At 64.0% G+C, this 22610-nt stretch carries 25 protein-coding genes; 11 read left to right on the top strand and 14 right to left on the bottom strand.

Annotation, left to right across the window (positions count from 1 at the left end; genetic code table 11):
- Positions 1 to 85 precede the first annotated feature (85 nt).
- The 3 genes from ACSBOX_RS00905 to ACSBOX_RS00895 form a co-directional block, all read right to left on the bottom strand.
- Entirely contained in the window at positions 86 to 757 is a 672-nt protein-coding gene (locus tag ACSBOX_RS00905; protein WP_442544377.1) for a hypothetical protein, read from the bottom strand.
- Positions 758 to 893: 136 nt separating this feature from the next.
- Positions 894 to 1940, bottom strand: a complete 1047-nt coding sequence (locus tag ACSBOX_RS00900; protein ID WP_442544376.1) for a Gfo/Idh/MocA family protein — start codon at positions 1938 to 1940, stop codon at positions 894 to 896.
- Between the two features lie 42 nt (positions 1941 to 1982).
- The gene (locus ACSBOX_RS00895) at positions 1983 to 2594 is read right to left on the bottom strand and encodes a TetR/AcrR family transcriptional regulator (RefSeq protein WP_442544375.1); all 612 of its coding nucleotides are present in this window, start codon (positions 2592 to 2594) and stop codon (positions 1983 to 1985) included.
- A 123-nt stretch (positions 2595 to 2717) separates the two neighbouring features.
- Here ACSBOX_RS00895 and ACSBOX_RS00890 point away from each other — a divergent pair, with 123 nt between their 5' ends.
- The 3 genes from ACSBOX_RS00890 (at position 2718) to ACSBOX_RS00880 (ending at position 4632) form a co-directional block, all read left to right on the top strand.
- Positions 2718 to 3281, top strand: a complete 564-nt coding sequence (locus ACSBOX_RS00890; RefSeq protein WP_442544374.1) for an NAD(P)H-dependent oxidoreductase — start codon at positions 2718 to 2720, stop codon at positions 3279 to 3281.
- Between the two features lie 78 nt (positions 3282 to 3359).
- A complete protein-coding gene (locus ACSBOX_RS00885; protein WP_442544373.1) occupies positions 3360 to 3818 on the top strand; it encodes a DUF1801 domain-containing protein in 459 nt (152 codons plus the stop codon).
- Between the two features lie 103 nt (positions 3819 to 3921).
- Complete coding sequence (locus ACSBOX_RS00880) at positions 3922 to 4632, top strand: GerMN domain-containing protein (protein ID WP_442544372.1); 711 nt, start codon at positions 3922 to 3924, stop codon at positions 4630 to 4632.
- Positions 4633 to 4641: 9 nt separating this feature from the next.
- On the opposite strand, the gene ACSBOX_RS00875 is transcribed toward ACSBOX_RS00880, so the two are convergent.
- On the bottom strand, positions 4642 to 5469 hold the full coding sequence (locus tag ACSBOX_RS00875) for an isocitrate lyase/PEP mutase family protein (RefSeq protein WP_442544371.1): 828 nt from the start codon (positions 5467 to 5469) through the stop codon (positions 4642 to 4644).
- A gap of 114 nt (positions 5470 to 5583) precedes the next feature.
- On the opposite strand from ACSBOX_RS00875, the gene ACSBOX_RS00870 reads away from it, so the two are divergent.
- The 3 genes from ACSBOX_RS00870 to ACSBOX_RS00860 all read left to right on the top strand — a co-directional run bounded on the left by ACSBOX_RS00870 (position 5584) and on the right by ACSBOX_RS00860 (position 7788).
- On the top strand, positions 5584 to 6891 hold the full coding sequence (locus tag ACSBOX_RS00870) for an aminotransferase-like domain-containing protein (RefSeq protein WP_442544370.1): 1308 nt from the start codon (positions 5584 to 5586) through the stop codon (positions 6889 to 6891).
- Positions 6888 to 7316, top strand: coding sequence for a universal stress protein (locus tag ACSBOX_RS00865; protein ID WP_284982587.1), 429 nt, complete (start codon positions 6888 to 6890; stop codon positions 7314 to 7316). Before ACSBOX_RS00870 ends, ACSBOX_RS00865 begins: the two co-directional genes overlap by 4 nt.
- Before the next feature lie 133 nt (positions 7317 to 7449).
- Positions 7450 to 7788 (top strand): hypothetical protein, encoded by a 339-nt coding sequence (locus ACSBOX_RS00860; RefSeq protein ID WP_442544369.1) that lies wholly within the window; start codon positions 7450 to 7452, stop codon positions 7786 to 7788.
- Here ACSBOX_RS00860 and ACSBOX_RS00855 read toward each other — a convergent pair.
- From ACSBOX_RS00855 to ACSBOX_RS00835, 5 genes are all read right to left on the bottom strand, one after another.
- On the bottom strand, positions 7785 to 8420 hold the full coding sequence (locus tag ACSBOX_RS00855; protein WP_442544368.1) for a phosphatase PAP2 family protein: 636 nt from the start codon (positions 8418 to 8420) through the stop codon (positions 7785 to 7787). The genes ACSBOX_RS00860 and ACSBOX_RS00855 overlap by 4 nt on opposite strands.
- Positions 8413 to 9975, bottom strand: a complete 1563-nt coding sequence (locus ACSBOX_RS00850; protein WP_442544367.1) for a dihydrolipoamide acetyltransferase family protein — start codon at positions 9973 to 9975, stop codon at positions 8413 to 8415. Before ACSBOX_RS00850 ends, ACSBOX_RS00855 begins: the two co-directional genes overlap by 8 nt.
- A 57-nt stretch (positions 9976 to 10032) precedes the next feature.
- Entirely contained in the window at positions 10033 to 11013 is a 981-nt protein-coding gene (locus ACSBOX_RS00845; protein WP_442544366.1) for an alpha-ketoacid dehydrogenase subunit beta, read from the bottom strand.
- The gene (gene pdhA / locus ACSBOX_RS00840) at positions 11013 to 12221 is read right to left on the bottom strand and encodes a pyruvate dehydrogenase (acetyl-transferring) E1 component subunit alpha (protein ID WP_442544365.1); all 1209 of its coding nucleotides are present in this window, start codon (positions 12219 to 12221) and stop codon (positions 11013 to 11015) included. The genes ACSBOX_RS00845 and pdhA overlap by 1 nt, the downstream gene beginning before the upstream one ends.
- A 144-nt stretch (positions 12222 to 12365) precedes the next feature.
- Positions 12366 to 13484: a histidinol-phosphate transaminase gene (locus ACSBOX_RS00835; RefSeq protein WP_442544364.1), complete on the bottom strand. Its 1119-nt coding sequence runs from the start codon at positions 13482 to 13484 to the stop codon at positions 12366 to 12368.
- Between the two features lie 90 nt (positions 13485 to 13574).
- Between ACSBOX_RS00835 and ACSBOX_RS00830 the strand changes: the two genes are divergently transcribed.
- Positions 13575 to 14003 carry a phage holin family protein gene (locus ACSBOX_RS00830; RefSeq protein WP_442544363.1) on the top strand — a complete coding sequence of 143 codons (429 nt, stop codon included), beginning with the start codon at positions 13575 to 13577 and terminating at the stop codon, positions 14001 to 14003.
- 31 nt (positions 14004 to 14034) lie between these two features.
- On the opposite strand, the gene ACSBOX_RS00825 is transcribed toward ACSBOX_RS00830, so the two are convergent.
- Both ACSBOX_RS00825 and ACSBOX_RS00820 read right to left on the bottom strand, forming a co-directional pair.
- Positions 14035 to 15405: a hypothetical protein gene (locus tag ACSBOX_RS00825; RefSeq protein WP_442544362.1), complete on the bottom strand. Its 1371-nt coding sequence runs from the start codon at positions 15403 to 15405 to the stop codon at positions 14035 to 14037.
- The gene (locus ACSBOX_RS00820; protein WP_442544361.1) at positions 15405 to 15713 is read right to left on the bottom strand and encodes a hypothetical protein; all 309 of its coding nucleotides are present in this window, start codon (positions 15711 to 15713) and stop codon (positions 15405 to 15407) included. Before ACSBOX_RS00820 ends, ACSBOX_RS00825 begins: the two co-directional genes overlap by 1 nt.
- 192 nt (positions 15714 to 15905) lie before the next feature.
- Here ACSBOX_RS00820 and purB point away from each other — a divergent pair, with 192 nt between their 5' ends.
- The 3 genes from purB (at position 15906) to ACSBOX_RS00805 (ending at position 18689) form a co-directional block, all read left to right on the top strand.
- Positions 15906 to 17348 carry an adenylosuccinate lyase gene (gene purB, locus ACSBOX_RS00815; RefSeq protein ID WP_442544360.1) on the top strand — a complete coding sequence of 481 codons (1443 nt, stop codon included), beginning with the start codon at positions 15906 to 15908 and terminating at the stop codon, positions 17346 to 17348.
- 53 nt (positions 17349 to 17401) lie between these two features.
- Positions 17402 to 18061: a histidine phosphatase family protein gene (locus tag ACSBOX_RS00810; protein ID WP_415986987.1), complete on the top strand. Its 660-nt coding sequence runs from the start codon at positions 17402 to 17404 to the stop codon at positions 18059 to 18061.
- Between the two features lie 124 nt (positions 18062 to 18185).
- Complete coding sequence (locus tag ACSBOX_RS00805) at positions 18186 to 18689, top strand: GNAT family N-acetyltransferase (RefSeq protein ID WP_442544359.1); 504 nt, start codon at positions 18186 to 18188, stop codon at positions 18687 to 18689.
- A 66-nt stretch (positions 18690 to 18755) separates the two neighbouring features.
- Here ACSBOX_RS00805 and ACSBOX_RS00800 read toward each other — a convergent pair whose 3' ends face one another.
- The gene (locus ACSBOX_RS00800; RefSeq protein ID WP_442544358.1) at positions 18756 to 19649 is read right to left on the bottom strand and encodes a cytochrome c oxidase assembly protein; all 894 of its coding nucleotides are present in this window, start codon (positions 19647 to 19649) and stop codon (positions 18756 to 18758) included.
- 226 nt (positions 19650 to 19875) lie between these two features.
- On the opposite strand from ACSBOX_RS00800, the gene ACSBOX_RS00795 reads away from it, so the two are divergent.
- On the top strand, positions 19876 to 20310 hold the full coding sequence (locus ACSBOX_RS00795; protein WP_078107214.1) for an acyl-CoA thioesterase: 435 nt from the start codon (positions 19876 to 19878) through the stop codon (positions 20308 to 20310).
- Between the two features lie 119 nt (positions 20311 to 20429).
- On the opposite strand, the gene ACSBOX_RS00790 is transcribed toward ACSBOX_RS00795, so the two are convergent.
- Both ACSBOX_RS00790 and ACSBOX_RS00785 read right to left on the bottom strand, forming a co-directional pair.
- Positions 20430 to 21179: an SDR family oxidoreductase gene (locus ACSBOX_RS00790; RefSeq protein ID WP_078107213.1), complete on the bottom strand. Its 750-nt coding sequence runs from the start codon at positions 21177 to 21179 to the stop codon at positions 20430 to 20432.
- Positions 21180 to 21236: 57 nt separating this feature from the next.
- Positions 21237 to 22577 (bottom strand): MFS transporter, encoded by a 1341-nt coding sequence (locus ACSBOX_RS00785; protein ID WP_078107212.1) that lies wholly within the window; start codon positions 22575 to 22577, stop codon positions 21237 to 21239.
- Positions 22578 to 22610: the final 33 nt, after the last annotated feature.

Genomic DNA, 22610 nt, shown 5'->3' with positions numbered 1-22610 from the left:
AAATGACCGCTGCCGCAGTCTGTTGCGTCGCGGGGCTCCTTGTCATTTAGCCAAGGAGCCCCGCCGTTCAAGCGTAGCCGCAGTGTTACGGGCTGACAGAATCGGACGGCACGTGCACCGGCGCGGTCGGCACCTGGGACGGGACAGCTGGTACAGCAGGGACGGCCGGTGCGGACGGCACTGCGGGAACAGTCGGCACGGCAGGCGTAGCGGGCAGCGTGGCGGTTCCGTCGGCGTCGACCTTGGCGGAAGCGGATCCGTCAGCCTTCAGGCCGGCAGCCTTGCCTTCGCTCACCACGGTGGCGCAGTGTGCGTTGACGTTGGCCTCTCCGCCAGCTGCAACGACGAGTGACGAGTAGCCGGGCACCTTGGTGTCGGCCTTCAGGCCGCCGTTGAGGAGAGCGGTGCAAAGACCGAACGCGTCCGGTGAGGTGGCCTTGGCAGACGCAGCTGCTGCGGCAGCCTTGGACTTTGCGTCATCGACGGCGTCCGTGGCCTTGGACTTGGCGTCGGCAGCAGCGTCAGTGGCCTTGGACGTTGCCCTCTGGGATGCGCCAGCCGTCTTGGACTCTGCGGACTCGGCTGCTTTGGATGCGGTCGGAGCCGGGGCTCCGAGCAGCTCGTGGGCGCTCTTCTGCATATCGTTGGGAAGCGCTCCGTTGAAGGCTGCGACGCCGGTTCCGCCAACCGCTACAGCTCCGGCGGCAAGGACGCCGGCGGCGATTTTGCTGGTGGCAAGGACAGTGAACAAGGACATGGAACCCTCCGACAAACGTTTTGGGACTGCTCCGGCAGCGGTTGTGTCGCTACTGGATGATCAGTGCGGACGTTGTCCACACTCCCCGTACATCGCTGGGGGCCCCGGCGAGGTTACGCCCGATCCAAAAAAACTTTCAGGCGAGTGTTCTGGCCTGCTCAATCAGCTTGAGCACCTCGACTGGCCCGGCCGGATCCACGGGGAGCGGCAAGGCGGAGGCGGCACCGCCGTCGGCGATCTTCTCCCCAAGGATCCGGTAGAACTCCTGGTAGGCGCCGCGCTCGGTGGGTACCGTGGTCCGCACGCCGTCGATTTCCAGGGTTCCGTAGTGGTGAGGATCGTCCACGCCGTAGGCGCCGTCGGTGGGCCGGCCGCCCGACACGATGAACGGTTCCTGCGGATCGATCCCGAACTTCACAAAGCCGCCCTTGCTGCCCAGGATGCGGAAGCGCGGAGCATGGAGCTGGCTGTTGACGTTCATCGCGACGTGGCTGATCACGCCGGAAGCATGCTTGAGGACCAGGAAGACGTCGTCATCGGCTTTTTCCTGGGGCCTTCGGGCCAGGATTTCGGCATGGATGACTTCAGCGGGCCCGAACATCTGCACAGCCAGGTCCAGCAGGTGGGTTCCCAGGTCGAAAAGCAGCCCACCGCCGTCGTCGGCCGTGGCACCGGCCTTCCACGCCTTGCTGATTTCGGGCGCCCAACGCTCCATGGAGGCCTCGCAGCGCATCACCTCACCGAGCGTCCCGGCGTCGAGCAGCTTCTTCACGGTGAGGGCGTCGCCGTCCCAGCGGCGGTTTTGGTAGACGGTAAGCACGCGGCCCAGCCGCGCGGCCAACTCGATCAGCTCCTGCCCTTGCGTACTGCTCACGGCGAACGGCTTGTCCACGACGACGTCGAGCCCGGCTTCCAGCGCTGCCTTCGCGAGCGGATGATGGGTCGCGGGCGGAGTGCCGAGCACCACGAGGTCCAACTCACCGGCGAGCGCCAAGACGTCCTCCGGGCCGTTCACGATCCTCGTGCCGGGATGCCGCTCCTGGGCTTTGGCCTGACGGCCCGCGTCCGAAGTAGCGATCACCTCGAGGGAATACGCGGAATTGGCCGCGATGAACGGCGCATGGAAGACGCTGCCGGAAAGGCCATAGCCGACGACGGCGGCGCGGATCGGTGTGAGGGTCATGCCGCTACGCTACCGGGCCACGGTAGTCGGGCGAAGGTTATGTCAGCACTCTTTCAGCAGGCGCGTGACGAGTTCCCGCCACGATGCCGCCAGTCGCTCCGCCGCGACTCCATGGGCGCGGAGGGCATTGAGGATCCGCTCGGGATCGAGGGTTGCGCCGAGCGAAAGAGCCATAAGCCAAGGATCGCGGTCCAGGCCCGCTTCCCGCAACAGCATCTCGATGTGCCGGTGCCACAACACGACCGGCGGGGCGTCGTGCCGGTTTTGCGGGGAATGTTCCGCCGCTGCACGGGCCAGCTCGCCGTATTCTTCGACATACTTGATGCGCGCTTCGCCGAAGGCAATGAGGCGTTCACACGGGGGCGCTCCGGGGCCGAGCGGCGGTGGACCGAAGATGAACTCCCGCTGGAATTCCGCCTCCGCGTCGCTCAGGAGTGTCATCATGAGTCCTGCACGGCTGCCGAAACGGCGGAAGACCGTTCCCTTCCCGACGTCGGCCCGGCACGCGAGCATGTTCATCGTGACGGCGTCCACTCCATGTTCGGCCACGAGATCCCTGGCAGCTCGAAGGAGCCGTTCGCGATTACGCGCGGCGTCGCTGCGCTCCGGCTGCGTCCCGAAAGGCGAACCGGGCCGGATGGGGATGAGGCTCACAAAAACATTCTAGCGCCGGGAATATTAAGCGGACCGCAGTCCGTTTAGAATCTACGAAGGCAGCAAAAGCCTCCACAACCGAGCGCCTGCGGCACCGTCCGCGGCCAGACCCAAGGAGTTCCCATGTCCAAGAACACCGTTCTCGCCCTTGTTGGCAGCCTCCGCGCCGATTCCCACAACCGCAAGCTCGCCGAAGCCATCCAGCTCAACGCCCCCGAAAACGTCGAAGTACGGATCCACGGCTCCCTCGGCAACATCCCGTTCTACAACGAAGACATCGACGTCGAAGGCCAGGTTCCCGCGGAAGCCGCGGCCCTCCGCGCTGCGGCTGCCCAAGCTGACGCGATCCTGCTGGTCACCCCGGAACACAACGGCACCATGCCGGCATCGCTCAAGAACGCCATCGACTGGCTGTCCCGCCCGTTCGGCGCCGGTGCGCTGGCAGGCAAGCCCACCGCCGTCGTCGGCACCGCGTTCGGCCAGTTCGGTGGCGTCTGGGCGCAGGACGAGGCCCGCAAGGCAGCCGGCATCGCAGGCGCCAAGGTCCTCGAGGACGTCAAGCTTGCCGTTCCCGGCTCCATGATCCGCTTCGCTGAACTGCACCCGAAGGACGACGCCGAAGTTGTCGAGCAGATCAAGGCCATCTTCGAGCCGCTGACCGCCGTCCAGGAAGAAGTAGCGGCCTAGTTCTCCGGTATCCCAAGAATGCCTCCGTCCCGCCATTGAGGCGTGGGCGGGGGCATTCTTTGTCGATACGATGACGGCATGGCCGAATACAACCGCCATTCCGAGGTCGACGCCTACCTTGAGGGCCTCCCGGATTGGCAACGCGACATCGCTGGGCAACTACGGGACCTCATCCATGAAGCCGAGCCCGACATCGTCGAAACGATCAAGCGTCGCACCCGGCCTTATTTCGTCCTCGACGGTAACGTCTGCGCGCTGCTGGCAGCCAAGGACCACGTCAACCTGTTCCTCTACGACGGCGCAATCGTCCCCGACCCGGACAACATCATCACCTCGGGACACGACAACAAGACCGCCCGGATGATCACCTTCCACCAGCACGAGCTGATTCCGCGCGCGCCCCTCATCACCATGCTGCGGCAGATCGCAGCGAACAACCGCGCAGGTGGCTGGCGAAAGATCAAGGGAACGGACCAGCCGGAACGGCTCCGCCACCCAAGCAAAAGCGTCACCGCGCCGCTACCATTCCGTGACTGAGCTGAGGCCGAACCGTCATGGGCGGAGCGGCTCGCACCCGGGCGGCCCGCCGTAACGTTGAGTTACAGGCACCAGAGGTGATCAGGGCAGGAGCGGGGCTGTCATGGGGGTCAGGCGAGACGCGGAAGGCACGACGACGGCGATCGCCGCGCTGTGCCTGTCGCTCGCACTCTGCCTGGCTGGCTGCGCTTCTCCCGACGGCGGCACTCCGGTCGGGTCAGGCTCCGCTCAACCGGTCTCACCCGACGGCGTCCAAGGGACGCAGAAACCGGTCATCGGTCCGGTTCCCGCGCCTCTCCCCGCTCCTCCTCCGTATTTCAACCCGCCACCCGCGGCGTCGCTGCCAACCAAGGCGAGCCCGCAGGAACCCGCACCAGGCCCGGTTGCCGTGGCCCTGCCAAGCGCCGGCGGATCGACCGGGACCACAGTGTATTTCGTGGCGATCGGCGACGGCGGCAGCCGCGGTGTGCGGTTCGCCTGCGACGATAGCCTGGTAGCTGTGCACGTCGCCGCACCTCCGGGCAGCGACCCGCTGGCCGTGGCAATGGGGCAACTGCTGGCCCCCGATGGAACCGCGTCCGGGGCAGGTTTGTACAACGCGCTCTCGGGCTCGGCGCTGCGCTACGTTTCGGGCTACCTCGACGGCAGCACCGCCGTCGTGAACCTGAGCGGGTCACTTCGGCCTGGAGGCGTGTGCGACAACCCGCGGATCGCAACTCAGCTCACGCAAACCGCGGTGGCGGCAACGGGGGCATCCCAAGCCGCGATCTACATCGACGGGAACGCCCTCGCGGATGTCCTGGGTTTGCGCTGAACTGGCCGGTCATTCGAAGAGCGCGTCCATGTCTACATAGCTCCGGCTTCCGGCGAGGCCCGACCAGTTTCCGTCGCCAAGAACTTCCATGGCCAGCCTGGAGACCTTCGCGTAGGCCGCCCTGGCAGTGCTGCCGCCGATGCTGATTCGCCGCACGCCGACGTCGTGCAGTTCCCCGGGCGACGGCGAACCCAGGCCGGCCAGAGCGTTGAGAGGTGCGCTGATCCGCCGGGAAAGTTCATGCAGGACATGGAGGTCCGCCAAGCCGGGGACGAATATTCCGTCTGCCCCGGCCCGCTGATAGGCATCCGCGCGGCGCAATGTTTCCTCATACGCAGTGTCCGGAAACTTTCCAGACCAATAAGTGTCCGTTCGCGCGTTGATGAACAGTCGGACGCCCGCCTCCTCCGCAGTCTGTCTGATCAGCGCGATGCGCCTGGACTGGTCAGCGATTTCGCTCAGCGGCTGGTCCGCTGAGTCCTCGATGTTGATCCCGACGGCGCCCGCGTCAAGCACCGCCCGGACGGTGGCCTGGAGTTCTTCGTCCGTACGCCCGTACCCGGTCTCGATATCAGCAGTCACGGGCAAATGAGTGGCCTTCGCTATCCGGGACAGTGCTTCCATCGCGAGTTGCCGCGGAAGGTGGTCCCCATCCCGGTACCCCAGGCTCCAGGAGACTGCCGAGCTGGAGGTCGCCACCGCCGTCGCGCCCGCTTCCTCGACCATTCGCGCAGATGCCGCATCCCACGCATTCACCAGCACCAACGGCGCGTGTGGCGCGGCATGGAGCTCGTGGAAGCGGAGGGCCTTGGATTCGAGTTCGGGATGCGTCGTCATGGCTCTATTCCAGCCTTCCTCAGCCAGGACGTAAAGCGCTTCGCCCCGCGAATCCAAAAATTAGGATGAAACATCCGTTGCTCAGTTGGCAACTCCGGGGAGTATCCTTTCAATGTGACCCACGAAACATTGGATGCCGGGCCCGAGTTGCCCGCGGAAGCAATCGACGCAATAGAGCGAGCAGCAACTGCCGCCCACCGCCACGAGGAACTTTTCTCGGAGCGCGCCGCCAACATCAAGCAGTCCGCTGTGCGTGACGTCTTCGACATTTCAATGCGACCGGGACTCGTGTCCCTCGCCGGCGGAAACCCCTACCTGCAGTCCCTGCCCCTCGAGAAGCTCGGCCAGACCGCCGCGCGCATCATCGCTGAAGAAGGAATGACGGCGCTGCAGTACGGCGGCGGCCAAGGAACCGAGGAACTGCGTACCCAGATCTGCGAGATCATGGCGGCCGAGGGCATCCTGGACGCCCGGCCGGAGAACGTGGTGATCACCGCCGGTTCCCAATCGGCCCAGGACGTTGCCACGAAGGTCTTCTGCAATCCGGGCGACGTAGTCCTCGTAGAAAACCCCACCTACGTGGGCGCGCTGAACACCTTCGAGGCGTACCAGGTCCAGGTTGAGACCGTGGACATGGACGACGACGGCCTGGTCCCGGAGCTCCTCGAAGCCAAGATCGCGGCGCTTCAGGCCCAAGGCAAGACCATCAAGTTCCTCTACACGATCCCCAACTTCAACAACCCCAGCGGCATCACGCTCGCTCCGGCGAGGCGTCAGCGCATCGTCGATATATGCCGCAGCGCGAATATCCTGGTGCTCGAGGACAACCCCTACGGTCTTTTGCGCTTCGACGGCAAACCCCTGGAACCGATTCGGGCCGCGAATGAGCATGACGTCATCTACATGGGCTCCTTCTCCAAGATCTTCGCCCCGGGACTGCGGATCGGATGGGCCCTGGTTCCCGAGCACCTGCGGCGGCGCTTCTACCTGGCCTCGGAAGCCGTCACGCTGTGCCCTCCCACCCTGAACCAGATGATCGTCTCGGCATATCTTCGGGACTACGACTGGCGCGGACAGATCGACACTTACCGGGCCTTGTACGAGGAACGCTGCAATGCGCTGCTGGTGGCATTGGAAGAGCACATGCCTTCCGGCCTCAGTTGGACCAAGCCCGAGGGCGGCTTCTTCGTCTGGGTCACCCTGCCCGACGGCGTCGACACGTATCCGCTGCTCAAGAAGGCAATCGAGGCAGGGGTCGTGTTCATCCCCGGCGCGGCGTTCACGCACTCTGACGAACCATCCAACAAACTGAGGTTGGCTTTCAGCGCAGTGCCACCGGAGTCCATCGCCGAAGGCGTCCGCCGATTGGCGCCGGTTTTGCAAGAAGCCATTGATGTCATCAGCAAAGGAGCAGATATATGAGCGGAATAGTCCTCGTCGGAGTCGACGGCAGCGCAACAGCAAGGCGGGCCGCCGACTCGGCAAAGAATTTGGCAACCGCACTGGGCGCGGAACTGCGCGTCATCACCGCTTTTGAAGGCGCCCATGTGGAGGTCGTCGAAAGCGGGGGCGACAAGTGGATTCTCTCCGACGCCGACGCGGCCGAGAAGGTCGCCAGCAAAGTTGCCGCGGAACTCGCTTCCGATCAGCTGACCACCAGCTACGGAGCCGTCTTCGGAAAAGCCGGAGAGGCCCTGGTCAAGGAAGCCGAACGGGTGGGTGCCCAAGTGATCGTGGTCGGCAACCGCCGCATGCAGGGACTGGCCAGGGTCCTCGGCAGCGTTGCCAACACGGTGGCGCACAACGCGCCGTGCGACGTCTACATCGCCAAGACCGACGAACCGTAAGTCGTCAGGATCACGCGTTGTGGTGGGCGGTCTCACCCCGATTTAGGCCGGGCGGCTAGGATGCCGCCGGTAAAATTGAAGAGGCCCCCAAGGGTGTGAGCCGCCCATCACAACAACCCATAGGGGATCCCTTTTGCTTACTCTGCAGCCGCGCCAACGCGTCGGACACGACATTCTGCTCGCGCGCCACGGCAACCACATCAGTTCCATGCGCTTCGACCGGACTAATGACCGCGTCGTGGCACTTCTCGACGACGGCTCGGTAGACAGCGCCCCGAACTTGATTTCCCCGCTGCTCCAGATGCCGGAGACGTTCCGCAGCATCCTTCGCTCCGACTGGAAATTGTTGTTTGTGGTCGCCTCGGCCATGCTCGCTGTCGGAGCCCTGGCCATGGTGTTGTCATTTGGAATGATGGGCAGCATGAACGACCAGCAACTGCACGATCTCGCGCTTAGCTACACGTCCTACTAGCCCAGCGAACCGCGCAGGACCGACCAAAGTCCCGCGATGACCACGCCGCCGAACAACGATCCGGCGATGACCTGACCGAGAGTGTGTGCCCGCAAGACGACGCGGGACCAGCCGACGGCCGGGACCAGAAGCAACAGCGGCAACCACGCCGGACCGAACATGAGGACGGCAATGACTGCGGCCGCGGAAATTGCCGAGGCATGGCCGCTCATTTTCCAGACGAGGCTGACTGCGGCCAGCACCGCAATGCCGCCAATCAGCGCAAGGATCATCGCTGAGACGCTCGTCGGAGCGTGGATGAGATTCAGGACCAACAACCCCACAACCACGGACACGAGCGCAAGCATCAGCAAGGGCGCACGTTCCTTGCGATCGCTGACGTGGTGGTCGCTGAGTTTTCCGAGCCTCACCATGACCAGGACATAGGCAAACGGCAGCACGCACACAAAGAACGCCCCCAGGACGCCGAACCAAATTGTCCCCGGGAAACCCGGTTGCACCGCAGGGCTGATAAGCAGCAGGACGGACACGACGGCGGGCGGCTGGAAGACTTCCGTCAGGATCCGGGCAACCCGGTGCCGCTCTCCCCTGACGCCGGTCTGCCCATCCTTAATAACGATTTGCTCAGTCAAGCAGCAGCGCCGGCTCTTCGAGGATCGATGCGACGTCGGCCATGAAACGGGCGGAGAGGTCCCCGTCCACAACCCTGTGATCGAACGAACCGCCAAGCGTTGTGATCCAGCGCGGGATGACCTCGCCGTCGAGTACCCAAGGCTTCTGCTTGATGGTGCCGAACGCGACGATTGCCACCTCACCGGGGTTGATGATGGGCGTTCCAGTGTCGATGCCCAGGGCACCGATGTTCGTGATGGTCAGCGAGCCCCCCTGCATTTGCGAAGGCTGGGTCTTGCCCGCCCGTGCCGTGCTGGCTAGCTCGTTGAGTGCAAGGGCCAGTTCCTTGAGGGAAAGGTCCTGGGCATCCTTGATGTTCGGAACCATGAGCCCGCGCGGGGTTGCCGCGGCAATGCCGAGGTTCATGTAGTGCTTGACGAGGATCTCCGCGTTTCCGTTGCCGTCGGCGTTGTCCACCCAGGTCGCGTTGACGCTCGGATTGCGCGCGGCGGCCCAAATCACGGCCTTGGAGAGAATCAGCAGCGGCGATACCTTGATGCCTTCAAAGTCCCTGGAGGCCTTGAGCCGCTTGACGAATTCCATCGTGCGGCTTGCATCGACGTCAACGAAGATGCTCACGTGCGGCGCCGTGAAGGCCGACTCGACCATGGCCTTGGCGGTGGCCTTGCGGACGCCCTTGACGGGGATGCGCTCCACTCGCTGATCCTGCGGTTTCTTGGATGCACCCCAGAACTTGTCCGCTTGGTCCACCTCGGCATCGCGCTGCGACTGGTAGCTGACCAAGTCCTCGCGGGTCACTTCGCCGCGGGCTCCCGTGGGAACGACGTCGGCCAGGTCAATCCCCAGCTCGCGGGCGATCTTGCGCACGGGCGGCTTGGCCAACACCCGGTTGACGATGCCGCTGACCGTTGCGCCAAGACCCGTGAGACCCGGTGCCTGGATTGCCGCGGGCTGCTGTGCGGCAAACGGCGGAAGGGCCGGAGCCGCGGGCTCGACGGTGAGAGGCTCAACGGCGACAGGTTCGACGGCGGCCGGTGCCGTGCTCAGCGCGGCGGGTACCGAAGTAGCGCCTTCCGGGCGCTTGCGCGGGCGGCGCTTGACGGCGTCAGCCTTCGGACCGGAGCCAACCAGCGGACCGCCAGCGGGACCGCCGTCGGACGCTCCGGCGTCGGCGGGCAACTTGCCGTACATCGAGGCTTCGAAGACCTGTTCCGCTGCAGGCGCGGCGGTTGGGGCCGGTACGGCCGAGCTCGGAGCCGCGGCGGCGGCGAGCGGCGCAGCGGGCGCTGACGTAGGCGCTGTCTCATCCAAGGCATTGTCCGAAATGCCGATAATCGCGGTTCCCACTTCAACCGTGATGCCTTCGCCAACGAGCAATTCCGCCACGGTGCCGGCATACGGGGACGGCAATTCCACGAGGGACTTGGCGGTCTCGATCTCGCAGATGACATCGTTGATGGCAACGGTATCGCCGGGCTTGACCTTCCAGGAGACGATTTCGGCCTCGGTCAGGCCTTCGCCGACGTCCGGCAGGTTGAATTTCTTAACAGTCACTGAGGTCCTCGATCTCGGCTGGCCCGTCCGCTTGGGGACGGGTGCAATCAGGGGCGGCTAGTAAGCCAGGGAACGGTCCAGGGCTTCGAGGATCTTGTCGATGTCCGGCAAGTAGTCCTCTTCCACCTTCGCCACCGGATACGGCATGTGGAAACCGCCCACACGGATCACCGGAGCCTCCAGGTGCAGGAAGGCGCGCTCACTGATCCTCGCGGCGATCTCGCCGCCGATCCCTCCGAACGTCGGGGCTTCGTGCGCCACGATCAAGCGGCCAGTCTTCTTGACCGAAGCGGTGACGGTGTCGAAGTCGATGGGGGAAATCGAGCGTAGGTCGATCACCTCGACGCTGCGCCCGTCTTCTTCCGCGGCCGCTGCGGCGGCCAGCGCGACCGGTACCAGCGGCCCGTAAGCCACGATCGTGGCGTCGGAGCCTTCTCGTAGAACGTGCGCCTGGAACGGGTCCGACGCCGGTCCCGGGTTTTCGGTGTCCACCTCGCCCTTGAGCCAGTAGCGGCGCTTGGGCTCGAAGAAGATGACCGGGTCTGTGCAATCAACGGCCTGCTGGATCATCCAGTAGGCGTCGTGGGCATTGGACGGAGTGATGATGCGAAGGCCGGCGGTGTGGGCGAACAACGCTTCCGGCGATTCCGAGTGATGTTCGATCGAACCGATCCCGCCACCATAGGGAATGCGGATGACCACGGGAACTGTCAGCTTGCCGCCGCTGCGCGAGTGCATCTTGGCCAATTGCGTGGTGATCTGGTTGAAGCCCGGGAACACAAAGCCATCGAACTGGATTTCGCAAACGGGACGGTAGCCGCGCAAGGCCAGGCCGATGGCAGTGCCGACGATGCCGGACTCGGCGAGCGGAGTATCCACAACCCGGTCCGCGCCGAACTCCTTGATCAGTCCGTCGGTCACGCGATAGACGCCGCCCAGCGGGCCGATGTCTTCGCCCATGAGCAAGGACTTCGGATTATTGGTGAGCGACGCCCGCAGGCCTTCATTGATGGCCTTGGCAATGGTCATGGTGGTCATCAGTTGCTCGCCCCTTCTTCCTCGTCGCGTTCGAATCCGGCGGAGTATTCCTCGAACCAAGCAAGTTCCTCGGCCACCAAGGGGTGCGGCTCGGCATAGACCCCGGCGAATGACTCGCGGAAGTGGGGGCCCTGCAGACTTTGCGTGGTGCTGCGCACGTGGGCAGCGAGTTCATCGCCGTCAGCCCTGACTTGCTCAAAGAAAGCTTCGTCGGCCAGGCCTTCGTTGCGGAGGTATTTCTCCAGGCGATCCAAAGGATCCTTGCCCCTCCAGGCGGTTTCCTCGGCGGATTCGCGGTACTTCGTGGGGTCGTCCGCGGTGGTGTGGGCGCCAACGCGGTACGTGTAGGCCTCAATGAGCACAGGACCGCGGCCTTCGCGGGCGTGTTCAAGCGCCCACTCCGTAACCGCGTGGACTGCGATGACGTCGTTGCCGTCCACCCGGATGCCCGGGAAGCCGTATCCTTTGGCCCGGTTGAACAGGGGGACCTTGGTCTGGACCTCGGTGGGCACCGAGATGGCCCAGTGGTTGTTCTGGCAGAAGAACACCACGGGAGCGTTATAGGACGCCGCGAAGACCATGGATTCGTGGACGTCGCCCTCGGAACTGGCGCCGTCGCCGAAGTAGGCCACAACGGCAGCCTTCGGCTCGTTGGAACCATTGGCTTCCGCCAGTTTCTGGTCGCGCTGGATTCCCATCGCGTAACCAACGGAATGCAGCGTCTGTGCCGCAAGGACGAGGGTATAGAGATGGAAGTTGTTCTCGGTGGGATCCCAGCCACCATTCGAAATTCCGCGGAACAGCTTCAGGAGCTCGGCCAGATCCACATCCCGGGTCAGCGCAACGCCATGTTCCCGGTAGGTGGGGAAGATGTAGTCCTGCCGTTGAGTGGCGCGTCCGGATCCGATCTGAGCGGCCTCCTGGCCCGTCAGGGGAACCCAAAGGGCCAGCTCGCCTTGGCGCTGGAGGGCCGTGGCCTCCTGGTCGAAGCGGCGGACCTTGGCCATGTCGGCGTAGAAGCCCCGGAGTTGCTCAGGATCAAGGCGCTTGGCGTAGTCCGAGAAGACCGGATCCATCCCTAGCTTGCCGTCCGGCCCCAGCAGCTGGATCATCTCGGCAGCGGGATCGCTTGAAGCGCCTCCCGCGGGAGACTGCTGATCGAGTCCCGTTCCGTTGATCCCGGGGGTGGGCAATTGAGTTGCGCCCATTCCGTCTCCTTGCCTGCCGCAGCCCGATGCTGAGCAATATTCGCTGATATATGCCGATTCCGGAATGCATTCCGGAATCGGCATATCTTGGCTTTCGTCCCTTACTTTATCCGCAGTATGGGACGCAGGGGCATTTGTTAACCGCTAGGAAGGCTGCGGCGCTTTTGTATAGGACGCACAGAGTTCCAGGAATCGGGTATTGGCCTCGACTTCTCCGATGCTGACCCGGACGCCCTCGTTGCCGAAGGCCCGCACGGACAATGCCCGCTCACCTGCTAGTCCGGCAAATTCGGCACTATTCTCGCCAAGGTTCAGCCACACGAAGTTCCCTTGAGCCTCGGGCACGAACCATCCCAGCTCCCGGAGTCCTGCGGTAACCCGGTCCCGCTCATCGACCAGGCTTTGTACCCTTTCAACAACTTGGTCGAAATTCTCCAACGAAGTAATGGCGGCGCGTTCGGCAATCTGCGAGACGGCAAACGGCGTTGCAGTAACGCGCAGGTGCTGGGTGAGATCCGGGCCCGAAACGCTGTAGCCGACGCGCAGCCCCGCAAGGCCGTGCGCCTTGGAGAAGGTGCGGAGGACCACGACGTTGGGGTACTTGCGGTACAGCTTGATGCCGTCCACGGCGTTCCCGCTGCGGACGAACTCCTGGTATGCCTCGTCGATGACAACGACGACGCCCGCCGGCACTGACTGGATAAACCGTTCGGTTTCCTCGGCGGTGAGGATGGGACCCGTGGGGTTGTTTGGCGTGCAGAGCAAAATCACCTTGGTGCGGACGGTGACAGCGGCCGCCATGGCCTCGAGGTCGTGGCGTCCGTCGGAAAGCAATGGAATCTGGACGCTCTCAGCCCCTGCCAGCCCTACGCTGATCGGGTAGGCCTCGAACGAGCGCCACGCATAGATGACCTCATCGGATTTGCCGTCGTGGTTCTGCCCGGCAAAGGTGGAAAGGATCTGGTTCAGGGCTCCGAGGCTTCCGGCGCCGGTGACGACGTCGTCAGCGGGGACACCCAGGAAGTCGGCGAGCGCCGTGCGCAGCTTGGTGGACAGCGGGTCCGGGTACCGGTTGATGTCCGACTGGTCGGCAATCGCCTCAAGCACAGCGGGAATCGGGGGTAGCGGGTTTTCATTGGACGACAGTTTGTAACTGGTCAGGCCCTCGATCGCTACGGGAGGCTTGCCTGCAGCATATTTGGGGAGCCTGTCCACAACCGGGCGGGGACGCACGCCCTCCGGTGCGTTGTCAGAAGAATTCATGGCACCAGCCTACTTGCAGGCCTCCGGGCCATGCTGGGAAGCGCTCCGGCCGGCGCATGCGAAAGCCGGCGCATGTGAAAGCATGGGCGTATGGGTTCATTCATTGTGCGTGTCCTGATCAACGGGCTGGCCCTCTGGGTTGCCAGCTGGATTCTGCCCGGGTTCAGTATTTCGACGTCGGCAACTACCAACGCAGTAAGCAACGCGGGGGTCACTCAGGGCGGCGACACCGTGGGCGTGGTACTCGCCTATCTCTTCATAGGGCTCATCTTCGGGATCGTCAATGCCTTGGTCCGTCCTTTGGTCCGGCTGCTCTCCCTCCCGATCACTATCCTCACCCTCGGCCTCTTCACGATTGTCATCAACGCGGCCATGCTGTCCTTGACGGCGTGGCTCAGCAGCTACACGCCGGTACACCTGACCATCGACCGTTTCTTCTGGACAGCGGTTCTCGCCGCGATCATCATCAGCCTGATTTCCATGGTGGCCAGTTGGATTCCGGGCGGTAGCAGGCGGTAGCGAGCCGTAGGCGGCGTGCTCAGCCACTTCCTTATCGCCCTCCCCGCGGGGATGGCGTTGCTTCACGGCTCAGCTTGAACCGGCTCATCTTGGCCACTCCGCCAACGCCCAATATCCCGCCCAGCGTGGCGGTGGAAGCCGCGAGTGAAGGATCGGAACTGAGCTGCACCAGCTTCGCCCCTTCCTCGTAGCGTGAGAGCTTGTGCGCCGGGCCGATGCCCTGGTCTTCGCCAGGTGCCAGGCTCACCGGATTGGTCATGGTCACCGTAACCCGGTCCTTGGTATCCGGATTCGCTTTGCCGTCCGCCCCGGGAACCCAATCCTGTTGGTGCTCCAGGTGCAGGCTCCCGATCCCGGCTTGAGGGGTGATCCCGCCAACGGGCGATCCGGCGGTCACCACAAACTTGAGGTCATACTCGGCGAGGAACGCCTTGTCCTGGCTCAGGTTTATGGCATGGATTCCGCCTTGGCTGTGCCCCACTGCCACCACCGTTTCGCCGGCTGCGGCGCCGGCCTCGAGCAACGCCTGGCGGATGGCCTTGCTGGTTTCCGCCGAGTTGTAGCCCAGCGCTTCGGCAATCCCGGCCTCGTCCAGTGGATTGCTGCCTCCGGGCGGATTGCCCGGCTGGGTGCCCGGAATCAAGACCACCCACGCCCTGTCTTCGCCCTGATCTACCTGCACCACTTCTATTTCGCCTTCTGAAGTGGCACTGATGTGATCCAGTTCCCTGAGCATTCCTGCCGCCGACAGGTCCACGTTCTTGGTGGCGGTCTCTCCCCGGCTGACTGAAATGGGACGAGGCCTGAGGAAAGACAATGCGGGGGCCGCCGCGATGGCCCTCAAGACGGCGCCGACATCAGTAGGCCCGACGATCGCCCCGGCAAGGTTGGCCGCTGCCGGGGGCAGCCCCATCATCTGCTCCAATATCCGGCTCAGATCCCGGACAGCTCCTTCTGTGGCGTCCCTCAGGCCAAGGTCCAAGGTATTTAGTCCGGTCCCGAGGATCGGCACCCCCATGCCCATTCGCAGCCTGATCGCAGCGTGTGATTCCGCAAACTCGTATTCACGGTGGCTTGCCCTGACACCGTTGCCGATCCGCTGAAGCTGTTCGCGGACCCGCCCGATATCCCGGCCGCTCTCCCCGACCGCGATGATTGCCCTGCTCCCACTCGCGTAGGACAATGCCTGGTGTGGGAAGAGAGCCACCCTGACCGCTTCAGCTTCCACTTCAATGGCCTGCAATTGGAGCACGAGACCGTCCAGCGCGGCTGCGCCGGCGAGCAGCTCTTCGAATTGGAAGCGGATCCCGCCGACTCCGCCGCGTATGCGCAAGGTGCCATCGGGCTCGGGTGTTCGAGGCTGGGGCGTTCCGCCCGCGCCGACAGGAGCAGCCTCGGCCATCAGAAGCCCGGTTGGAGTTTCGACGCCACGTTCCGGGAATGGCCGAGGGTCGCAACAGCGGCCTCGCGCAAGGCGTCACGCCCGCGTCGAAGGGAGGCGGCCTGTAATGCCAGCGTGGTCCGATAGGCTCGGCCGGCCGGCGACTCCCATTGCTCGAGTTGCAACTGAGCTAGCCTTGCAAGGACGGCGTCGGCTTGGTCCGCGCAGACGCTCATCCGCCATCCGAGCTTCTGGATTTCCGCGTCTTGTGGAATACATTGCGGCGAATCCAGATCCGTTCCCCCGGCCGCAATAAGAATGCCGCTCAAGATGTTGCCCTCCCCTGTGTCCATTGGTGTTGTGGCATCGACGCTACGTTGGGCTCCGATGGCGCGGAACCGACGTTGTCGGCTATGTGGATAACCTCTCGGAAACGCTGATGTGAAGGGGAAGTCACGGTGTTTTGCACATAGAGCAGTCCGGCTTAATGGCGCGAGCCGAGTTCATGAAAGAATTGCCTCATGCCTGAAACCGTCGCCGCCGCTGTTACCCGTACGCCCTCTGGACGCGTTGCCCTCGCCGCGTCGCCGGAGCCGATCGCCCTGGGCCCGCTGGACGGCCGGTACCAGTCCGCTGTCGCTCCCTTGGTCGATTACTTGTCCGAGGCCGCGCTCAACCGCGACCGCGTGGCCGTCGAGGTCGAGTGGCTCATCCACTTGACCAGCAACAACGTACTTCCAGGCGCCGGTCCCCTGACCGCCGAACAGCAGGAGAAGCTGCGCGCCATCGTCACCGAGTTCGACGCCGCTTCGGTCACGGAACTCGCTGACATCGAAGCCGTCACGGTCCACGACGTCAAGGCCGTTGAGTACTACATCGGCCGCCGCCTCCCCGCGATCGGCATCGAGAACCTGACCGCGATGGTGCACTTCGGCTGCACGTCGGAAGACATCAACAACCTCTCCTACGCCTTGGGCGTCAAGGGTGCCGTGGAAGATGTCTGGCTGCCTGCCGCAAGGGCCTTGGTGAAGCAGATCGAAGCGATGGCCGAGGAGAACCGTGCCGTCCCGATGCTTTCCCGCACGCACGGCCAGCCGGCAACTCCCACCACTCTCGGCAAGGAACTGGCAGTCATCACGCACCGCCTGAGCCGTCAGCTGGACCGCGTTTCCAACACCCAGTACCTGGGCAAAATCAACGGCGCTACCGGCACGTATGCCGCACACGTCGCTTCCGTTCCCGGCGCCGATTGGCAGGCCGTATCCCGTTCCTTCGTCGAAGGCCTGGGACTCACGTGGAACCCGCTGACTACCCAGATCGAAAGCCACGACTGGCAGGCCGAGCTCTATGCGGACGTCGCCCGCTTCAACCGCATCCTGCACAACGTTTGCACGGACATCTGGAGCTACATCTCCATTGGCTACTTCCGCCAGATCCCGGTGGCCGGGGCCACCGGTTCCTCCACCATGCCGCACAAGGTCAACCCGATCCGCTTCGAAAACGCCGAGGCCAACCTGGAGATTTCCAACGGACTGCTGGACACCTTGGGCGCCACGCTGGTCACCTCCCGTTGGCAGCGGGACCTCACCGATTCTTCCTCGCAGCGCAACATTGGCGTCGCATTCGGGCACTCGCTCCTTGCAATCTCGAATGTCGCCAAGGGGCTGAAGGCCCTTGACGTTGCCGAGGAGGTATTGGCAGCCGATCTCGACACCAATTGGGAAGTCCTGGGCGAAGCGATCCAGATGGTCATGCGCGCCGAAGCCATCGCCGGCGTCGAAGGCATGGAGAACCCGTACGAGCGGCTCAAGGATCTCACCCGCGGCCAGCGCGTCGATGCCGTCCGCATGCAGGAATTCGTCTCGGGCCTGGGCCTTTCTCCTGACGCCGAGGCACGCCTCCTGGCACTTACTCCAGGCAAGTACACCGGCATCGCGAACCAGTTGGTGGACCACCTGAAGTAGAGGCAACACATGGACCCTGCGTTTCCGAATCGATGGAAGGAAACTGTGTCAGCATGAGGCTTTTGCTTATCCGTCACGGGCAAACCCCCGGAAACGTCCTGGGCCAGTTGGACACGGCGTTTCCCGGTCCGGGACTGACTGATCTCGGCGAACGTCAGGCCGCAGCGCTCCCCGCGTCGCTTGCGAACGAGGACATCACGGCCATCTATGCATCCACGCTGGTCCGCACCCAGCTGACGGCCGCCCCGCTCGCAAAAGCCCTCGGGCTCGAGGCCACCGTAGTGCACGGCCTGCAGGAGATTGAGGCCGGGGCTTTGGAGAAGCTCACCGACCACGAATCGCACCACCGGTACATGAGCACTGTTTTCGCCTGGACCGACGGTGAACTGGATGTCCGCATGCCGGGAGCGGGTGATGGACACGAGTTCTTCGCCCGCTACGACGCTGCCATTGCCAAGGTGGCAGCGGCAGGCGACCAGACCGCCGTCGTGGTCAGCCATGGTGCCGCGATCCGCTGCTGGGCGGGCCGGCGTGCCGCGGATGTCGGCCGCGAGTTCGCAGCCACCCACCAGCTGCAGAACACCGGGATCGTGGTGCTCGAGGGCGACCCGGAGACCGGCTGGCGCCTGCTGCACTGGGACCAAAGCCCGGTCGGCGGACTTGCCTTTGCCGACCAGACGGTCGAGGACCCCACCGGCGACGCCGTCGAATGACGGCTGGCCTGGGGCCGACCCCAACACCGGGTATTTCTCCGGACGCTTACGCGGAGGAAACACCACGGTAACCCCCGCTTCCTAGGCTTGATTTGCATAACCCCCTCCGGCGAAAGAGGTTCCGATGCAGACCAATCCGCGGCTCAACATCAGACAGGTCACGTGGGCCAATCCGGTGGGTGCAGATCTCCGCGCGGCGCAACAAGCGGAACTGGATGGACGTTTCGGCAATTCCGACCACGAGCCCGGGCCCGCGCCGTCCGAAGCCGACACTGCGGTCTTCGTCGTCGCCTACGAAAAGTGCTCCGGCCAGCCTTTGGGCTGCGGAGGGCTAAGGATTCTGGACGCCGAAACCGCTGAAATCAAGCGGCTATACGTTGTCCCATACGCCCGGGGCTCAGGAGTGGCCAGTTCCATCCTCGCCGCGCTTGAGGCGCAGGCACATGCCCACGGTTTCAGCGTGATCACGGCGGAAGCGGGGTCCGCCCAATCGGACGGCCGCAGCTTCTACGAGAGCGCCGGCTTCTCGGCCGTACCCAATTTCGGGCCCTACATTGGTGTCAGCCACTCCCAGTGCTACGCCAAGCCGATCGATTCGCACAGCGCATCGCACACGGCGATGGCCTAAGGGACCGGCGCCCACCGAACCCAGCCGTCACCGAACCCATCCGTCACCGGATCCAGCGTCACCGGATCAATCCAGGCTGCGTCCGCCCTGTCCCAGGTGGGCCCGATTCATGGCTTCGATTTCTTCATCGCTCAGGTCGTCGAAGCTCTTGGCCTCGTGCTTGTCGCTCCGGGAGAACCGGACGAACATCAGGATGATGAGTGGGAGATCCACGGTCTCCGCCAGGAACCACATCAGGTCTCCGGCGAGTTGCTGGTCGCGCAATGGTGAGGGGAACCAGGCTGGCTGATTGCCCAAAACCGACGTGGCGCCGTCGAGGATTCCCGGGCTGAGCCGCATCAGGACCCCAGGCACTGCGTCGGCGAGCAGCTCAATGAATACAAAGATGAACTCGACCACAATGAGCGATCCAGTGCGTCCTGCGCCGTCTTCCATGATCGGCACGGTCATGAGGAGTCCCATAACGGGCACCAGCAGGGTCAGAATGATGTCGGCGGCGGGGTTGGTCCGGAGCACGTAGAAGAACGGGGTCAGGAACAGCGTGAACATGGCGAGGCCCAGCAGCGCCGCCACGAGCGTGTTGCTGAGCATGCGGACAAGTCGGTGCCGGAGGACCGTTTCCAACCTTGCCGCCCCCACGGGGCCAAGGGTCTGCCGTGCAAGCGTGAGCGGCTTGCCCAGGCCAATCAACAGCGGGACCACAAAAAGATAGGACGTCACCTTGAGGGTGAAGGCCCACCGCAGATCGTGGCTGTAGGTGCCCGGGAATCCGAAGCTCAGTGCCGCGAAACTGCCCAGGCCGAGGACGAAGAAGGCCAACGAGTTCCACAGGGGCCAGCGGATATCCCGGCGCTTGGCGGCAAGCAGGCCCTTTGAATACAGGGCGACCGCGGCAACAAGAATGACCAGGGCTGGCCAGTTCATTGACCAGGCGCCCAGCACGGCATCCAGCGGTGGCATGTTCAGCGGCCCCTGCCGGAAGGCAGGGCGCTCAGCCCGGCGCTACGGTGGGTTTTGTCGATCTTCATGGTGTTCCTCCAGCGCGTTCCCGGTTTGCCGCATGGTGCGCGAATCGGCGTTTCGTGTTGTGCCCTGAACCGGGTGCACCGTATCCATGTTACGGAGTCGCGCCAAGCATGGCACGCCGCAGGAGACGCGGGCGCCCGGCCTCGGCTAATCTCGCATTATGGAAAAGGCTGACATCACGTTCCGTACCCGCAAGTGGATACGTCCGGAGGACCTCAACGCCAACGGCACGCTGTTCGGTGGAAGCCTGTTGAAATGGATCGACGAGGAAGCGGCAATCTACGCCATCCTCCAACTTGGAAACGGTCGCGCCGTCACCAAGTACATCTCCGAAATCAACTTCGTCAGCTCGGCCGTGCAAGGCGATCTGGTGGAAATGGGCCTCACGGCGGTCCGTTTCGGCCGGACATCACTGACCATGCGTGCGGAGGTGCGCAACATGATCACCCGGGACAGCATCCTGACCATCGAGGAAATCGTGTTCGTCAACCTCGGGCACGACGGCCGGCCGGAACCGCACGGTTACACGGAAATCACGTATGACCGCGACCGCATCCCCACGCACCACTTGACTCAAGCGCTCCAGGAGGACTGAACGCCCGACGTCGGGCCCTCCGAAAGCGGAAGGCCCGCCTGACGGCGGGCCCCAAAAAGCCTTTTCCCCGGAAACGGGTGCTGGCGGCCGCGAGATTCGCGGCCGCCAGCTTGTTGCGGTCAGCGCCTGTCGAAGGTGAGACCGCCCGGGACCTGGAACGTCGGCATGAGTTCCAGCATGCCCACGTTGACGTGGCGCGGGGTTTCGATGGCGTAGTCGAGTGCGTTGACGATGTCGTCAGTGGTCAGCGACTCGTAGCCTTCGTAGTACGTCTTCCATGCTTCTTCCATGGCTTCGGGCGTGCCGCCCATGTTCCGGCCGAAGATCTCGGTTTCCACCCGGCCCGGGCAGATCTCCGTCACGCGGATGCGCTTGCCGACGGTGTCGTTCCGGAGCTGGCGGGAGATCTGATGCACGGCTGCCTTCGTGGCGTGGTACACCGTGTGGCCGTAGAAGTTGTAGACGCCTGCGATCGAGCTGATGTTGATGATGTGGCCAAGGTCGCGCTCCACCATGCCCGGCAGGACCAGCCGCGTGAGCTGGAGCAGGCCCCGAAGGTTGACGTCAATGAGCTCGTCGATGTCCTGCTCGGACGAGTCCAGGAGGTTGCCGGGCCGGGAAACTCCGGCGCAGTTGACCAGGACATCGACCTTCAGCTCGCTCACGACGGCGGTCAGGGCCGCCGTGTCGGTCAGGTCCACAACGTGCGGGATGGCACCCGTACGATCGGCCAGTTCGCTGAGGCGTTCCTCGTTGCGGGCAACTGCGTGAACAGTCAGGCCCCTCTTGGCCAGCCGCTCGGTGATTGCGGCACCCATACCGGTTGACGCTCCGGTGACGAGGGCGGTGTTGTAGTCGGAAAAAGACATCTGTTCTCCAAAAGGTGGGACTGGAAGGCACGAGCTGTGCCCGGAGGTCAGCGGCGCCTAAGCGTCGCGCAGGGGTTCGTGTGCCCGGTCCTTGACCGTGCTCACGGCTGCAAGCGTGCCGAGGGCCGTGATGACCGCGTAGAAGGCCGGCATGTAGATGTTGCCAGTGCTGCTGATCAGCCAGGTCATCAGCAACGGAGCAGTTCCACCGAAGAGCGCGGAGGAAATGTTGTAGCCGAGGCCGTAGGCGGAGTACCGAACCCGGGTGGGGAACAGCTCAACGATCAGGATGTGGATGACGGCCGTGTGGCCGGCGAAGACGATGGCCATGATGGAGGCACCAAGGATGGCCAGGCCCATGTTGCCCGTTGCGATGAGGGCGTAGGACGGGATGCCCAGGATGGTCATGGCGATGGCGGAGCCGGCGATGACCTTCTTGCGGCCGATGCGGTCGGAGAGGGCGCCCATGAAAGGAATGGCGATGCAGATGACAACCAGGCTGCAGGCGGTGATGAACAGTGCCTCGCCGATGGTGAAGTTGAGCTGCTTGCCCTTGAGGAACGTGGGCATGTAGGAGAACAGGACGTAGTAGCCGGAGCCGTTCATGAGCGGGATGAAGAGCGCCAGAACCATGGCCCGGCGGTGCTCAGCGGACTGGAAGGCTTCCTTGAGCGGGTTCTTGGAGAGGCCGCCCTCTTCCTTGAGCTTTGTGAAGTTGGGGGTGTCCGCGATGGCCTTGCGGATGTACCAGCCGATGACGCCCATGGGAATGGCGACCAGGAACGGAATGCGCCATGCGAAGGAGCCGAAGCCACCGCCGTCGATCGCGGACTGGGTGAGCCACGGAGACATGGAGAACGCCACGAGGGTGCCGGTGAGCAGGGCTGCGAACGACGCGATCTGTGCGTAGGAGGTGATGATGCCGCGCTTGCCTTCGGGGGCGTGCTCAGCGAGGAAGGTCATGGCGCCGGCGGCCTCGCCACCGACCGAGAAGCCCTGCAGGAGCCGCAGCAGGACGAGCAGGATGGGAGCCGCAATGCCGATAGCCGCGTACGTGGGCAGGATGCCGATGCCCGCGGTGGCCACGCTGATCAGCAGAATGACGAACACCAGCAGCTTTTGCCTGCCGATCCGGTCGCCCAAATAACCGCAAACCACGGCGCCAAGGGGGCGGACGAAGAACGACACTGCATAACCTGCGAAGACGAACAACAAGGCGTTGTCCGGGTTGCCTGGGGCGAGGAACACCAAGGCGAGCGTTCCTGCCATGAACGCGAAGATGCCGTTGTCATAGAGTTCCACGAAGATGCCAACGCAGCCTGCGGTGACAACCTTGCGCGTTTGACGGCCTGTGAGCCGTTCATGCTGCACTTGCGCAGCGTTGGTGTTAGCGGTCATGACATTTCCTTCTCGATGTTGAGCGTAGCAACG

This window comes from Arthrobacter sp. KN11-1C (assembly GCF_052180225.1).
Lineage (GTDB): Bacteria > Actinomycetota > Actinomycetes > Actinomycetales > Micrococcaceae > Arthrobacter.
This window is presented reverse-complemented; position numbering and strand designations above follow the sequence as displayed.

What these genes read in the sequence shown, in the direction of transcription:
- ACSBOX_RS00825 (WP_442544362.1), bottom strand. Translation starts at nt 15,405, where the DNA reads ATGGCCGAGGCTGCTCCTGTCGGCGCGGGCGGAACGCCCCAGCCTCGA.
- ACSBOX_RS00880 (WP_442544372.1), top strand. Translation starts at nt 3,922, where the DNA reads ATGGGGGTCAGGCGAGACGCGGAAGGCACGACGACGGCGATCGCCGCG.
- ACSBOX_RS00865 (WP_284982587.1), top strand. Translation starts at nt 6,888, where the DNA reads ATGAGCGGAATAGTCCTCGTCGGAGTCGACGGCAGCGCAACAGCAAGG.
- ACSBOX_RS00800 (WP_442544358.1), bottom strand. Translation starts at nt 19,649, where the DNA reads ATGCCACCGCTGGATGCCGTGCTGGGCGCCTGGTCAATGAACTGGCCA.
- ACSBOX_RS00885 (WP_442544373.1), top strand. Translation starts at nt 3,360, where the DNA reads ATGGCCGAATACAACCGCCATTCCGAGGTCGACGCCTACCTTGAGGGC.
- ACSBOX_RS00905 (WP_442544377.1), bottom strand. Translation starts at nt 757, where the DNA reads ATGTCCTTGTTCACTGTCCTTGCCACCAGCAAAATCGCCGCCGGCGTC.
- ACSBOX_RS00845 (WP_442544366.1), bottom strand. Translation starts at nt 11,013, where the DNA reads ATGACCACCATGACCATTGCCAAGGCCATCAATGAAGGCCTGCGGGCG.
- ACSBOX_RS00810 (WP_415986987.1), top strand. Translation starts at nt 17,402, where the DNA reads ATGAGGCTTTTGCTTATCCGTCACGGGCAAACCCCCGGAAACGTCCTG.
- ACSBOX_RS00795 (WP_078107214.1), top strand. Translation starts at nt 19,876, where the DNA reads ATGGAAAAGGCTGACATCACGTTCCGTACCCGCAAGTGGATACGTCCG.
- ACSBOX_RS00790 (WP_078107213.1), bottom strand. Translation starts at nt 21,179, where the DNA reads ATGTCTTTTTCCGACTACAACACCGCCCTCGTCACCGGAGCGTCAACC.
- ACSBOX_RS00805 (WP_442544359.1), top strand. Translation starts at nt 18,186, where the DNA reads ATGCAGACCAATCCGCGGCTCAACATCAGACAGGTCACGTGGGCCAAT.
- ACSBOX_RS00830 (WP_442544363.1), top strand. Translation starts at nt 13,575, where the DNA reads ATGGGTTCATTCATTGTGCGTGTCCTGATCAACGGGCTGGCCCTCTGG.
- purB (WP_442544360.1), top strand. Translation starts at nt 15,906, where the DNA reads ATGCCTGAAACCGTCGCCGCCGCTGTTACCCGTACGCCCTCTGGACGC.
- ACSBOX_RS00785 (WP_078107212.1), bottom strand. Translation starts at nt 22,577, where the DNA reads ATGACCGCTAACACCAACGCTGCGCAAGTGCAGCATGAACGGCTCACA.
- ACSBOX_RS00875 (WP_442544371.1), bottom strand. Translation starts at nt 5,469, where the DNA reads ATGACGACGCATCCCGAACTCGAATCCAAGGCCCTCCGCTTCCACGAG.
- pdhA (WP_442544365.1), bottom strand. Translation starts at nt 12,221, where the DNA reads ATGGGCGCAACTCAATTGCCCACCCCCGGGATCAACGGAACGGGACTC.
- ACSBOX_RS00900 (WP_442544376.1), bottom strand. Translation starts at nt 1,940, where the DNA reads ATGACCCTCACACCGATCCGCGCCGCCGTCGTCGGCTATGGCCTTTCC.
- ACSBOX_RS00835 (WP_442544364.1), bottom strand. Translation starts at nt 13,484, where the DNA reads ATGAATTCTTCTGACAACGCACCGGAGGGCGTGCGTCCCCGCCCGGTT.
- ACSBOX_RS00890 (WP_442544374.1), top strand. Translation starts at nt 2,718, where the DNA reads ATGTCCAAGAACACCGTTCTCGCCCTTGTTGGCAGCCTCCGCGCCGAT.